The organism is Endozoicomonas ascidiicola, assembly GCF_001646945.1.
Classification (GTDB): domain Bacteria; phylum Pseudomonadota; class Gammaproteobacteria; order Pseudomonadales; family Endozoicomonadaceae; genus Endozoicomonas; species Endozoicomonas ascidiicola.
This window is the reverse complement of sequence record NZ_LUTV01000001.1, coordinates 101,492-114,872: the sequence shown is the minus strand read 5'-3', so window position 1 is coordinate 114,872 and position 13,381 is coordinate 101,492. Positions and strand designations below refer to the sequence as shown.

The 13,381-nt window shown below is 47.0% G+C and carries 13 protein-coding genes; 6 read left to right on the top strand and 7 right to left on the bottom strand.

Going from position 1 to position 13,381, the window contains the following annotated elements; all coding sequences use genetic code 11:
* On the bottom strand, nt 1-300 hold a 300-nt coding region (locus tag AKL11_RS00375; RefSeq protein WP_157673398.1), incomplete at its 3' end, for a helix-turn-helix domain-containing protein.
* Between the two features lie 203 nt (nt 301-503).
* On the opposite strand from AKL11_RS00375, the gene AKL11_RS00370 reads away from it, so the two are divergent.
* A complete protein-coding gene (locus tag AKL11_RS00370) occupies nt 504-866 on the top strand; it encodes a rhodanese-like domain-containing protein (protein ID WP_067515311.1) in 363 nt (120 codons plus the stop codon).
* Between the two features lie 133 nt (nt 867-999).
* On the opposite strand, the gene AKL11_RS00365 is transcribed toward AKL11_RS00370, so the two are convergent.
* Nucleotides 1,000-1,785 (bottom strand): SDR family oxidoreductase, encoded by a 786-nt coding sequence (locus AKL11_RS00365; RefSeq protein WP_067514481.1) that lies wholly within the window; start codon nt 1,783-1,785, stop codon nt 1,000-1,002.
* A gap of 61 nt (nt 1,786-1,846) precedes the next feature.
* Nucleotides 1,847-2,941: a cell division protein ZapE gene (gene zapE, locus AKL11_RS00360; RefSeq protein WP_067514478.1), complete on the bottom strand. Its 1,095-nt coding sequence runs from the start codon at nt 2,939-2,941 to the stop codon at nt 1,847-1,849.
* 260 nt (nt 2,942-3,201) lie between these two features.
* Here zapE and AKL11_RS00355 point away from each other — a divergent pair, with 260 nt between their 5' ends.
* Nucleotides 3,202-3,696 (top strand): Z-ring associated ZapG family protein, encoded by a 495-nt coding sequence (locus AKL11_RS00355; RefSeq protein WP_067514476.1) that lies wholly within the window; start codon nt 3,202-3,204, stop codon nt 3,694-3,696.
* A gap of 95 nt (nt 3,697-3,791) precedes the next feature.
* On the opposite strand, the gene trxB is transcribed toward AKL11_RS00355, so the two are convergent.
* Nucleotides 3,792-4,745: a thioredoxin-disulfide reductase gene (gene trxB, locus AKL11_RS00350; RefSeq protein ID WP_067514474.1), complete on the bottom strand. Its 954-nt coding sequence runs from the start codon at nt 4,743-4,745 to the stop codon at nt 3,792-3,794.
* A 169-nt stretch (nt 4,746-4,914) separates the two neighbouring features.
* On the opposite strand from trxB, the gene cysZ reads away from it, so the two are divergent.
* Both cysZ and AKL11_RS00340 read left to right on the top strand, forming a co-directional pair.
* Nucleotides 4,915-5,646 carry a sulfate transporter CysZ gene (gene cysZ / locus AKL11_RS00345; RefSeq protein ID WP_067515310.1) on the top strand — a complete coding sequence of 244 codons (732 nt, stop codon included), beginning with the start codon at nt 4,915-4,917 and terminating at the stop codon, nt 5,644-5,646.
* Between the two features lie 25 nt (nt 5,647-5,671).
* The gene (locus AKL11_RS00340; RefSeq protein ID WP_067514472.1) at nt 5,672-6,013 is read left to right on the top strand and encodes a histidine triad nucleotide-binding protein; all 342 of its coding nucleotides are present in this window, start codon (nt 5,672-5,674) and stop codon (nt 6,011-6,013) included.
* A gap of 59 nt (nt 6,014-6,072) precedes the next feature.
* Here the strand turns inward: AKL11_RS00340 and ushA are convergent, their stop codons facing one another.
* On the bottom strand, nt 6,073-7,638 hold the full coding sequence (gene ushA, locus AKL11_RS00335) for a bifunctional UDP-sugar hydrolase/5'-nucleotidase UshA (RefSeq protein ID WP_067514471.1): 1,566 nt from the start codon (nt 7,636-7,638) through the stop codon (nt 6,073-6,075).
* Between the two features lie 306 nt (nt 7,639-7,944).
* Between ushA and AKL11_RS00330 the strand changes: the two genes are divergently transcribed.
* Together AKL11_RS00330 and coaE are read left to right on the top strand one after the other, a co-directional pair.
* Nucleotides 7,945-8,823, top strand: a complete 879-nt coding sequence (locus AKL11_RS00330; protein ID WP_067514469.1) for a prepilin peptidase — start codon at nt 7,945-7,947, stop codon at nt 8,821-8,823.
* Nucleotides 8,823-9,434, top strand: coding sequence for a dephospho-CoA kinase (gene coaE / locus AKL11_RS00325; RefSeq protein ID WP_095210051.1), 612 nt, complete (start codon nt 8,823-8,825; stop codon nt 9,432-9,434). The genes AKL11_RS00330 and coaE overlap by 1 nt, the downstream gene beginning before the upstream one ends.
* 18 nt (nt 9,435-9,452) lie before the next feature.
* Here the strand turns inward: coaE and AKL11_RS00320 are convergent, their stop codons facing one another.
* Together AKL11_RS00320 and AKL11_RS00315 are read right to left on the bottom strand one after the other, a co-directional pair.
* The gene (locus AKL11_RS00320) at nt 9,453-11,075 is read right to left on the bottom strand and encodes an NAD+ synthase (protein ID WP_067514467.1); all 1,623 of its coding nucleotides are present in this window, start codon (nt 11,073-11,075) and stop codon (nt 9,453-9,455) included.
* Between the two features lie 165 nt (nt 11,076-11,240).
* Nucleotides 11,241-13,328 carry an EAL domain-containing response regulator gene (locus AKL11_RS00315; protein WP_095210050.1) on the bottom strand — a complete coding sequence of 696 codons (2,088 nt, stop codon included), beginning with the start codon at nt 13,326-13,328 and terminating at the stop codon, nt 11,241-11,243.
* Nucleotides 13,329-13,381: the final 53 nt, after the last annotated feature.

The window sequence follows — 13,381 nt, the reverse complement described above, 5'->3', positions numbered from 1 at the left end:
AGCCTCTAACTCACCATCCATTTTCCGTTTTCCTCCATGACGACTGTGCTTGCTATTGATCGCAACCTCTAATCCTTCCTCAGCAAGGCGTTGACGAAGACGACAGATAGTGAGCGGTTTCACGTTGAAGGCTTTAGCTGCCTGCTCATGGGTAAGCGGCGAGCGATTTTCATCGATGGCGAGCAAAATTTGTGCGTGGCGTTTTTTGTGTTGCGCAATTATTGGTTTTTCTTGTTTGATTAAAGCCTCAAGCATTGAGCGTTCATCATCACTTAAACGAACATGGTATTTAACGTTCATGACGGCTCCATCTTTTGTTGCAGTGGAGCTGTCAGGATAATACAAAATTCAGTCTATCATTTGACGGTGGATGGAGTACTAGTGCTACATTAATCGCTATCTGTTATAAAAAGATGATGCAGAGCCAATACAATCTAACCTGAGAAACAGCGATGGCTCACAATGAATCCTGTTCAAGCAGAAAATCACTTGGAAGTGCACTAATGATTGATAAACTGAGACAATTCACACTAAGCCTGTTCGTCTTTCTTGGCCTTGTATCCAACGCATCTGCCGATTCCCCAGCCAGCAATATTTGGGAAAGTATCAATAACGGCGCATTATTAATTGATGTACGAACCCAGCAGGAATACAACAGCGGTCATATTGAGCGCTCTATTCATATCCCCCATCAATTAATCGTAGAAAGGATCGGGGAAAAAATGGTGCCATACGATACAGAAATCATTTTGTACTGTAAAAGTGGCCGACGCAGTGGCATCGCACAAGAAATGTTGATGAAGCACGGTTATAGCAACGTAGTGAATGCTGGCGCCTATCAGCAGCTGCTGGATGAACAACCCTGAGCCAGAAGACCAGCCCGATACCCCCAGGTCGGTAACCCGCAGGGTTGCCGACAATAAAACCCAACAATCCGCAAAATCGTCGGCAATTCTTTCAGAGTTACCGACCTACGCTACTTTGTCGGGCTGATAGCCATTACACGCTCTTCATCTTACCGCCGTCAACCACCATCGTCGTACCGGTAATATAACTGGCTTGATCGGACAATAAGAATGCGGCGGCATTGGCAAACTCCCCTGGCTCACCATAACGCCCCATTGGAATGCCCGCTTCAGCAGACTGTCGCACCTTCTCAGGGCTGCTATCAGCACGCTTCGCCAGAAACAAATTCAGGGCATCGATTCGGTCGGTATTAATCAATCCGGGGATCAGGTTGTTGATGCGCACATTGTCACCAGCGAGATCATCAGAAAGGCTTTTTACCAGACTATTGACGCCTGAACGCATAACGTTACTCATCACCAGGATATCAATAGGCTCTTTGACCGCAGAAGACGTCAGAGTCAGAATACTTCCACCATTAACCTTAAGAGCCGGCAAGGCACCACGAATCAAACGTACAGCACTGAGTAACGTTAACTCAAATGCAGATTGCCAGGCCTGATCATCGAACTCTTCAAAAAAACCGGGTGAAGGGCCACCGGCATTAATCACCAGCCCATCAATTTGACCAAAATCGTTCTGCGTATCTTCTACCCAGCGGTTAATAGAGTTGGCATCTCTGGCATCAAACACATAACCACGAATTTCGGCAGTCGTTTCTTCGCTGATGGTTGCGGCTGCTGTAGCTATGTTTTCCTGACTGCGACTGGCGATAGAGACTTTGCCACCTTCTTCAGCCAATTTGCGAGCAATTGCATACCCAAGACCGGAGCTAGCGCCTGCCACCATAAACACTTTGCCGTTTATACCCAAATCCATAACTCGGAGTCCTCTGACAAGATTGTCATTTTTTCACTATCAATATAAAACAACCCGGCAATTACAGCTTATGAGGGCGGGCAAGGTATTCTTTCGACTGCATCTCCTTCAATCGACTCAATGTTCGCTGGAACTCAAACGACAGAGTACCACTGGTATAGAGTGCCTCAAGTTCCACCTCACTTGAAACAATCAGTTTGACCCCACGGTCATAAAACTCATCAATCAGATTGATAAAACGACGAGCCTGATCATTCCGACTGACATCAAATTGCAGCACATTCTGCAAAATTACAGTGTGGTAGAGACAGGCCAGTTCAATGTAATCATTCTGACTGCGTGGGCCATCGCACAACGCTGCAAAAGTAAACCACGCTACATCTTTACAGAGCTTTACACTCTGGATAGCTCGACCGGCGATTTCTATCGCAGAGCTCTGTTCTATATGTTCAGGATCCGGTGCCAGGTCTTGAAAAACCTTCTCTAATTTCTGACGAGTCTCTTGATTCAATGGCCAGTGATAGGTGTGTGCTTTTTCTAAAAGACGAAGTCGGTAATCCGTTCCGCCATCCACATTGACGACAATGGTATGTTTTTGCAGCAAGGCAATGGCCGGTAAAAATCGGGCTCGCTGCAGGCCATCTTTATAGAGAAGATCGGGCACAACGTTAGAGGTAGCCACCAAAGTGACACCTCGACTAAACAGCTGTTCCATCAAACTACCAAGAATCATGGCATCGGTGATATCCGATACAAAGAATTCATCAAAACAAATGACTCTGGCCTCTGAAGCCAATCGATCAGCCACAATCGTGAGTGGATTTTTCTGACCTTCCAGTGTTTTCAGCTCTGCATGCACTCGGCGCATAAAGTGATGAAAGTGCATCCGGAGTTTATCGTCAAAGGGCAGGCAGTTGTAAAACGTATCCATCAGCCAGGTTTTGCCTCGGCCCACGCCTCCCCAGAAATACAGCCCTCTTACAGGCTCTTTGGTTTTACTGAAAACACTCTGCAGCGATTGCATGAGAGAGCTTTTCTCAGGGGCAACCAACTGTTCATAGAGGTTCTGCAAATGCTTAACAGCTTCGGCCTGAGCAGGATCTTTGCTGAAGCCTCTTTGGCTGATGTCTCGCTGATAACTGGTTTTGGGGGTCATAAATGTACAGACTTATTCAGTTCAAACCGATTTTCTTATGAAGGTCGCTGGAGCAATGTACCCGCCTACGCTATAACGGAGCAAGCGTATCATTTGCAATGTTCGTTCTGTTAATGCCGATGATACCGTTTCCAACCTGTGTAATTAAGTGTGAATTGGTTAACATGACTAGGACTGTCCCACGCTAACCGATACAATAGTGAAAAACATGGCGTTTGATTAATGACAAGGGCGCGTGCCCCACTGAGTGAGGCGACACTGTGGACATCGTGGAAAACATGAACGTACTTTGGTTTATCGGCAGTCTGGCATTTCTGGCAGGCATTCTCTGTGGTGCGTTTGTGTACCATATACTCTCCGGATCCAAAACCCGCAACGGCAAGCTGGAAACCCAGTTGGATGAGTTGCAACAGGAGTTCAAAGAGTATCAACAACAAGTGGGTGATCACTTCACGACCTCTGCCCATCTGGTCAACAAAATGACCGATACATACCGGGATATCCATGAACATCTGGCCACCGGTGCAGAAAGCCTGTGCAAAGATGAGGATGTGAAAAATCGCCTCAATGATTCACTGCTAGGGTCCAACGCTTTGATATCTGGCAAGGTTCACAAGCGCCGCTCTGAGCGTACGCCACCACTGGAGCAACCAAAAGATTACGCGCCTAAAAACAACCCGGAAGAGCAAGGCGCATTGTCCGAAGACTATGGCATCAAGACAGAACCAGAGAAAGAAGTTGATCTGGAAAAATAATATTCACCGCTATCCGCTGACCGAACAGCTCTATTCTAATTATTTTTGCGGCCAACGAACGGTAAATTGTCAGGGGCACTGCCCCTGACACAAGCTCAGGATTCCAAAGCGTCGAGATACTTCTCAGCATCCAAAGCCGCCATACAACCCGTACCTGCCGACGTGATCGCCTGACGATAAACATGATCCATCACATCCCCCGCCGCATACACACCTTCTTTTGACGTCAACGTCGCGTTACCCTCCAGACCGCTATGGACTTTGATGTAACCATCTTTCATATCCAGCTGACCTTCAAAGATACCGGTGTTGGGTGTATGGCCAATGGCAATAAAACAACCCGTGGCGCTGATCTCTTCGGTTTCACCGTTCAGAACGTTTTTTACCCGAACGCCAGTGACACCCATATCGTCGCCCAATACTTCATCCAGAACAGAATCCAGCACCAATCGGATATTACCGTTAGCTTCACGTTCTCTCATTTTGTCCTGAAGGATTTTTTCCGCACGAAATTCCTGACGGCGGTGAATGACCGTGACGGTTTTCGCGATATTGGAAAGATAAAGCGCTTCTTCAACGGCAGTATTACCGCCGCCCACCACCACTACATCCTGATTCTTATAGAAGAACCCATCACAGGTGGCGCAGGCAGAAACCCCTTTGCCCTTGAATGCTTCTTCACTTTCCAGCCCCAGGTACTGTGCGCTGGCACCGGTAGCAATGATCAAGGCATCGCAGGTGTAAGTATTAGAGCCTTTGAGAGTGTAAGGTTTTTTACTGAAATCCACTTCTTCAATATGATCAAAAACAATTTCAGTACCAAAACGCTTGGCGTGGGCTTCCATATCCACCATTAGACCCGGCCCTTGAAGACCTTCCGGGCCGCCAGGCCAGTTATCCACATCGGTAGTCGTCGTCAACTGACCACCCTGTTGCATCCCTGTGATCATCACCGGATTCAGGTTTGCTCTTGCCGCGTAGACTGCTGCGGTGTACCCCGCTGGGCCAGAACCCAGGATCAGCAGGCGGGAGTGTCTGGTTGTGCTCATTATTGGACTCCATCATTTGGGCAACGAGAAATGGCCATATAATAGCGAGAGGCTTTCTCTTATGGCAATTGCCAATCGTTATTGTTTGATTGACTAAGGCTATTTAAGCAGGAGAAAAACCAGTCTCTGGTGTAAGATCGTTCAGATCTGAATGAGTTCCGATAGAAACATGACCAATAAAAATACGCTCTCCGGCCCTGGCTATTTTGCCCAGGGGCTTTCAATGATTTTTTTACCGCAGCTGCGATGGTTTGTTCTGATACCTTTGGTGATCAATATTCTCGTCTTCGGCGGCATTGTGTACGGAGCTTCCGGCTACTTCTCTGGCTGGATGCAACAACTCACCGGCTGGATGCCCAACTGGCTGGCTTTTCTCGAGTATCTGTTATGGCCGCTGTTTTTTCTGGCTCTGGCGGCTGTGATGTTTTTTACCTTTACTATTATTGGCAATCTGATCGCTGCGCCATTCAATGCATTACTGGCTGAAAAAGTACAACGAATGGAAGGGGCTGATCTGCCAGATCTCAAATTGTCTGACTGGTTAATCATTGTTCCCAGGAGTATTGGCCGGGAACTGAGAAAGCTCCTTTATTTTCTGCCGAGAGCCTTTATTCTACTGCTGCTGTCTTTTATTCCCATTCTGGGCATGGTGCTATGGTTTTTATTTAATGGCTGGATGATGGCCATTCAGTACTGCGATTATGCGGCTGATAACCGCGGGGTGCCTTTCAGCACGATGATGTCTGAATTAAAATCGAGGATAACCAAATGCTGGCCCTTTGGCGCCATAGTTAATCTCGCTATGCTGATACCACTGTTGAACCTGCTGATCATTCCTGCGGCCGTGGTAGGCGCCACCCTTTACTGGGAAAGGGAAGTAGTGAACGAACACGTTAAATAGTGAAACGACAAAGGATGCTAACTTAATGAGTTGTCTTTTCTGTAAGATTGTTGCCGGTGATATCCCGGCCAATAAAGTGTTTGAAGATGATGATGTACTGGCCTTCAGGGATATTAACCCTGCGTCGCCCACACATATCCTAGTCATCCCCAAGAAACACATCGCCACCATGAATGATACAACGGTGGAAGATCAGGCGGTGCTCGGCAAAATGATGCTGATTGCAAAAGATCTGGCGGCTGAAGAAGGCATTGCTGATGATGGCTTCCGACTGTCCATAAGTACCAATGCTCAGGGTGGTCAATCGGTTTATCACATTCATCTGCATTTAATGGGTGGGCGACAAATGCAGTGGCCGCCGGGCTGATTATAAAAAACATCCGTCGCATGAATATCAATACGACGGGTGTTTTATTCTGAAAGCCTTTATAGGCGAGTCACACCTTTTGGCGTGTACTTCTCAACCATCAACGGCGAGTTTTGTTCAATGTACTCTCTCAGTACATCTGCATCCGTAAAGCCCGTATCTACATAGCTATCCATCTTGCTTACATTCGGGTAGTTATCACCGCCACCGGCAGAGAAGCTCAGGGTTGCCATCTTGTAAGTCTTGGTCAAGTTCAGAGGCTCACCACCAATACGCACGTTTTTCACACCTTTCGCGGTGATGTCCATTTCCAAGCCTGAGAAATGAGCGAAGGCGCCACTATCAGTTGGCTTCAGTGCAACAACGTTCAGGTAGTCCAGTACTTGCTGACCTGTCAGATCCACTGACGTCAGAGTGTTACCGAAGGGTAAAACCGTCAGTACATCTTTATACGTGATTTCACCCGGCTCAATGCTGGCACGGATACCACCACCATTCTTCACGGCAAAGTCAGCACCGGTTTTCGCCATAAACGCCTGAGTCAGCAAAGTGCCCAAGTTAGTTGGCTGAAAGCGAACTTCTGCACGCTCTCCCATCAACCGCTGATCAACATTACCCACTTTGGCAGCTACCAGCTTCTGGCCTTTTTCCTGATACGGGCGAAGCATTTCCAGCATTTTGTCATCGGCCGCGATCTTTTCATCACCTTTGCCGTGGTTTACTGGAATCAGTTCATAATCCTTCAGTGTGAGCTCACCATTGCTGTACTCAAAATCTGCACGCCCAACATACTTGCCCCACTCATGGGCCTGCACAATGTAGGCACCGTTTTGCAGGTCTGGCTCAAACAGTGGATCCTGAGAGTGGCCGCCAACAATAAGGTCAATACCATCAACACTGCGAGCCAGAGTCACGTCACCGGGGGCGTTCACGCCATAGGCAGCGTTGGCATAGTGACCCATATGAGTCGTAGCAATAATAACATCTGCTTTTTCTTCCAGCTCAGGTACCAGTTCCCGGGCGACATTCACTGGTTTTCTAAACTTCAAACCAACGGTGTTCTCAGGGTTCGTGGCCTTCGGCGTGTCATCCGTGGTCAAACCCATAACGGCAATACGCAAGCCATCTTTTTCAAACATTGTGTAGGGTTTGAACAGTGTTTTTCCAGTTGATTCATCAATGATGTTGGCGGAAAGGAATGGGAACTCAGCCAGAGATTCCTGCATTTTCAGGATTTCTCTAGGGCTATCGAATTCATGGTTACCTACCGCCATGGCATCATAACCCAGCATATTCATGCCTTTGAAATCAGGAATCGCATCCTGCAGATCTGACTCAGGCACACCTGTGTTTATATCACCGCCGGACAGTAGCAGCACATGGCCACCTTCTTCTTCCACTTCTTCACGAATGTCATCGATCAATGTCATTCGTGCGGCCATGCCGTAACGCTCTTTACGGTCATGCCAGAAACGACCATGGTGGTCATTGGTATGCAGCACAGTCAACTGATAGGTCTTATCAGGATCAGGACCAGTCTGACCAGGCATTAAAGAGCAGGCACTGACCATGCTCGCAAGCGCTGCAACGGCCAAGTGTGAAGGCTTAAATTGTTTTAACATCATTCTTGTAGTGTCCGTGCGGAGTGATTTGTGTACATCGTAAACCAGTGTCGTGTGCTTTGTCCCGACAGCTATGATTTGTGCAACTTTAACAGCGCAAATCTGACGCCTTTTTGATACAAGTCAACCATTCACCATGAATACTTTTCACTCAGCCCACTATTTATTTACAAGCCAACTTGAGCACGTATTCAAACTCTACAAAGTGACCGGTTTAAACAACTGTTTGCTTACTATATGATTCGTCAATTGATCTAATAAACTGGCAAAAATGGACTGACAGACCAATGCCATCAGGGAACCATTTACATGCTTTTGCTTATTGAACTGCTTGAGACATCAACGCCTTACTTTGTTTTTTTCCTGATGGTCTCCGGATTGATTGTTGGTAGCTTTTTGAACGTGGTGATTCATCGATTGCCCGTCATGATGGAGCGCCAGTGGCAGCAACAAAGTGAAGAAATCCTGCACCCTGAACGGGAGCACGAGCCACTGCCAACGTATAATCTGGTTACCCCCGCTTCTACCTGCCCTTCTTGTCAGCACAAGATTCGCGCCTGGGAAAACATTCCCGTATTAAGCTACCTCTTTCTTCGGGGAAAATGTGCTTCCTGTAAAACCGGCATCTCGTTTCGTTATCCGGCCATTGAGATCATCAGCGCCATCATGACGGTAGTTATTGGCCTGACCTGGGGCGTAACGCTGCAGACACTGGCTTTCTGCCTGCTTGGCTGGTCGTTACTGGTTCTGACCATGATCGATTACGACACTCAATTACTGCCGGATGACATCACACTGCCATTGGTATGGGCTGGCTTGATCGTGAATAGCTACGGCTTAGTGGTCGGCCTTGATGAAGCACTTTGGGGTGCGATTGCCGGTTACCTCTCTCTCTGGAGTGTTTACTGGCTATTCAAGCTGATCACCGGTAAAGAAGGGATGGGTTATGGCGACTTTAAACTTCTCGCGGCATTGGGCGCCTGGCTGGGGTGGACAAAACTGCCTCTGATTATTCTTCTCTCATCTCTTGTCGGAACCATTGCTGCTGTTCTGCTAATCGTAACTAAACGACAGGAACGCTCTAATCCGATTCCTTTCGGCCCATATCTGGCAATTGCTGGTTTTATAGCGCTTATTTGGGGCGACCAGTTGATTCAAGCCTACCTTAGTTTTTCGGGGCTTAACTAATGAGCAAACAAGAACAAAATACTAAAATGACCATTGGCGTCACTGGTGGTATTGGCAGTGGCAAAACGGCAGTGACCGACTTCTTTTCCAGCAAAGGTGTCACTATTGTTGACGCCGATCTGGCAGCGCGGGTGGTCGTTGAGCCGGATAAACCAGCACTGGCAGAAATCGCTAAACGTTTTGGCTCCGGTATTATCCTGAATGGGAATTTGGATCGTGGCCAGCTCCGTACCATTATTTTCGATAGCGCAGATGAACGACTGTGGCTTGAAACTTTGCTGCATCCTCTGATTCGTGAACAGATACGTATTGAGCTGCAACAAGCCAAATCCCCCTATGCCATTCTGGTTTCACCCTTAATGCTGGAAACCGATCAGCATGAGTTAGTGAATCGAATTCTTGTGGTGGATTTACCAGAAGCGACACAAATAGAGCGAGCGATGAATCGCGATCACATGGATGAAGATCAAACCAGAAAAATCATCGCAAGCCAGATGCCCAGAGAAAAGCGTCTTGAATGGGCTGACGATGTCGTGGAGAACAGCGGAACGCTTGAACAGCTTCACCAGTCCCTGGAAAAGCTGCATGAAACTTACCTAAGTCTTGTATAAAGGCTTAGGTGGTAGTATTTACACCCCTGGTTTCCATGCATTGGTAATCGGGTATCGTCGGTCCCGGCCAAAGCCTCTTGGAGTTATGCGGGTTCCAATAGCAGACTGTCGACGTTTGTATTCGTTAATGTCCACCAGCCTCAGCACTCGATAAACCTCATCTCGCTCAAAACCTTCTTTGATGATGGTTTCTGCACTGCAATCCTGCTCAATGTAAAGTTCCAGAATACGATCCAGAGCATCATAAGGCGGCAGACTGTCTTCGTCCACCTGATCTGGAGCAAGCTCTGCAGAGGGCGGGCGCTCAATGACTCGCTGGGGGATAACATAGCCTCGGGTATTTCGGTATTCCGATAATTTGAACACCAAGGTTTTAGGCACATCTTTCAGCACATCAAAGCCGCCGGCCATATCGCCATACAGAGTTGCATAACCAACGGCCATTTCACTTTTGTTTCCCGTGGTTAGAACCAGATAACCTTTTTTATTGGAAATGGCCATCAACATCACACCGCGGCAACGGGACTGAAGATTTTCTTCCGTGGTATCCCTTGGGTAGCCCGCAAACTCTGAATCCAATGTACTCATAAAGGCATCAAACATGGGTTCAATGGGCAAAACCTTGTAGTTCACCCCAAGAATATTCGCTTCTTCTTCTGCATCTTCAAGACTCATATTCGAGGTATAGCGGTAAGGCATCATCACCGCTTCTACACGGTCTTTGCCCAGAGCATCGGTGGCAATAGCTAACGTCAGCGCTGAATCAATACCACCAGATAAACCAAGCACAATACCCTTGAAGCCGTTTTTATTCACATAGTCTCGCACACCGGTTACCAGAGCATCGTAAACCTGTGAGCACAGTTCAGGAATCGCTTCAATGTCGCCTTTGTCAAAGGCGTTAGTCTCTTGATCAAAGCTCACACAGTGCAAACCTTCTTCAAAATAAGGTGCACTAAAAGCAAGCTCCCCACTGCTATTCATGACAAAGGAGCCACCATCAAACACTAGTTCATCCTGTCCGCCCACCATATTGGTATAAAGCACAGGCAGACCAAACTCAGTACAACGTTCGCGGATCGTCTGATGCCGCAGAGACTGCTTATTCATATGGAAGGGCGACGCATTCAAACTGATGATCAGATCAGCTCCCGCTTCCTTCGCTCTCCGAACTGGCCCTTGATACCAGAGGTCTTCACAGATCAACAGCGCCACATTTACGCCTTTACAGGAATAAATAACGGTTTCCTGAGCTTTAACAAAATAACGTTTCTCATCAAATACTTGATAATTAGGCAGGTGCTGTTTGCCATACCGAACCAGTATTTCACCATCTCGTATTACCAGCGCCTGATTTTCCAGACCATTAGCCCCCATGAAAGGCGCACCAATAATCAGATCAATACCTTTAACGGCTTTAAGACGGTTCAGGGCATGTTCAATTCGTAGAATAAGACTGGGGCGGAGCAGAAGGTCTTCTGGTGGATAGCCACAGAGTGTTAACTCCGGGAAAACGATGGTATCGGCGGCCAGTTGATCCCGAGCCTGTTCAGCAGCATCAATGACTCTGGAGGTGTTTCCATCAATGTCACCAACCACCAGATTGAGCTGGGCCATGACCATATTGAGTTTTACTGACATGGAAATACCTGCCTATCCCCTTTGTTATGAAACTGCAAAACAGAGAAAGTCACTCAGACTTCGGCAAATCGCAGTATGAAAATAATGCGGTATTGTCTTGCAACCGGGGGCATCTGTAAATTGAAATGACTGGGAGGATATTAATCGAAACGATTTTGACGGCTTTTAACCGTCAAAGTTGAAGTCCATCCGCTCTGATAGTGGATGCACGTAGTCACCCTCAATAAAATTTGCACCAAACTGCCAGACTGGAGCCATGTCTTCTGCACTTTCAATGCCAGGTACGATAACCTGCTTGCCAATTTTATTAAGACCTTCAATAATAACCTGAAGTTCATCCTGCTTGTTTTGCTCATCAAGGTCTTCAGTAAAAGACTGGTCCAGCATGACCAAATCAACATCCAGTTTTTCTATGGCCGTCAATGGATTTACGCTACAGCCAAAATCTCTGATAACCGTTTGACACCCCATGGCTTTAAGCTCTTTTAAAAAGTCACTTACTCTATTCCCGTAGCGAGCAATATTTATTTCGCTCAGTTCTACGGCAAATGCTGATGCAGGAATACCTGCAGCTCTCAGAGCGACCTTCATCCATGGGAGGAACTTTGCATCTGAAACAGCATAACCACCCAGTTGCACCAACAAACGAGTATCTTTACCTTCTTTTCTTTTTGCCTTCAACGCTTTACTGGCTTCAATCAATTGCCATTGGTCAACCTTATTCCAAAGACTGATTTTCTCCAGTTTTGGCCGGAAGACAGATCCCTTATGCTCGCGTCCCTGAGCATCAATAATATTAAGCGATACTTCATAGTACTCTAACGAGGATCCCGATAGCGAAATCAACGGCTGGTAAGTCAATTTCAGTTTTTTGTTTTTCAGCGCTTGACTGACCAGACCAGCCAGATGTTTTTCTACAGAGTGGACTGGCTTAACATCTCTTCTTTTCTGATAAAAACAAAGCTGATTGCCACCTTGCTTATAGGCCATCACCGCAGCCTGACGGCTTTGGGACAGCATGGTTTTAGCATCATCACTGGTTTCACCGAAAATAACGGCACCAAGTGATAGCTTCACTTGCAACAATTTTCCTTCGACCTCCACATCTTTAGTGGTGACTGTCGCAAGCAGGTCGGTTACTTTTCGGCGTATTTTTTCTTCTTCCCCCTCCCTCAAAAGCGCTGCAAAACTACCGCCACCCAAGTTTGTGAAGGGACGAGTATCACCAAGAAATGCGCCAATTTCCGCTGCGACAACTGCAACCAGGCTCTGGCTGGCACTCAGACCATGCTCAGCATTGATTTCCTTTAGCGTATCAATATGGATACAACACAGCGTATCCTTTCCCTTTCCTGATACGGCTTTTTGCACTGCCACATCAACAAGCTGCTGGAATTGATCAAAGTGCTTGCTATCAAACACCGTCTCTTCACTGCGATGGAACACCTGAGCAGGAATATCTTTGATGCCTTCTTCCTCAGAGTCTGCATGAATCTGCAAACTCAGAGCAAACTGCTCATGGTAAGACGTAGCCGAAATCACCGTTCTAGTTGATATTTCAGTGCCGTCTTTACCTGATAAACTGCACTGAACGGCTGCAAAAGCCTGACCACTGTCTTCAACATTGAATAAAAATTCTTCGACATCCTTTTGGTCTTTTTCACTGATAAATTCTTTGAACGCCCTACCATCCAGCCGCTCACTTTTTGATAGACCCAGTAAGGTTGAAAATGCAGCATTGGCGTATTGGATTTTACCGTTACTGATATAAATAACCGGATCAACCTGATCATCCAGAAGAATCCGCCTCTGTTTCTCTGACTCATATAAAGCAACACTCATACGGCGATGATGCCGCCGTGCCTTCAGCGCATCAAACTCTCTGGCAGTGATGGTCGTCAGATAATCCCCATCATCAATAGGTATGACGGCTCTGGCTCCCATCTTAACGAAAGAAAGTGGATCTGAGTCATCATCAGCAGTGAGCATAACAATGACTGGAAGGTCGATATTTTTCTGGCTTAAGAAATCACAAACCTGAGAAGTGCCCATGGACTCAGGCTTATTGATGGTTATCAGTAAATCCCAGGGAGGGAGTACAGAAATCTTCGAACTTAGCTCTTTAGGATCACTGACCAGAACTGCTCGAGTGGCATACCCCGACTCTCTTAATGCATTCAAGCAAGCATCAGCTTCCTCCTGCGCGGCACCAACCATGAGGACACGTAATGTCTCTGTACTTCCGGATTCCATAAAATAAGCAACCTTATCGACCTTAGGGGCTATCTCAGATGGATATCGGCGGA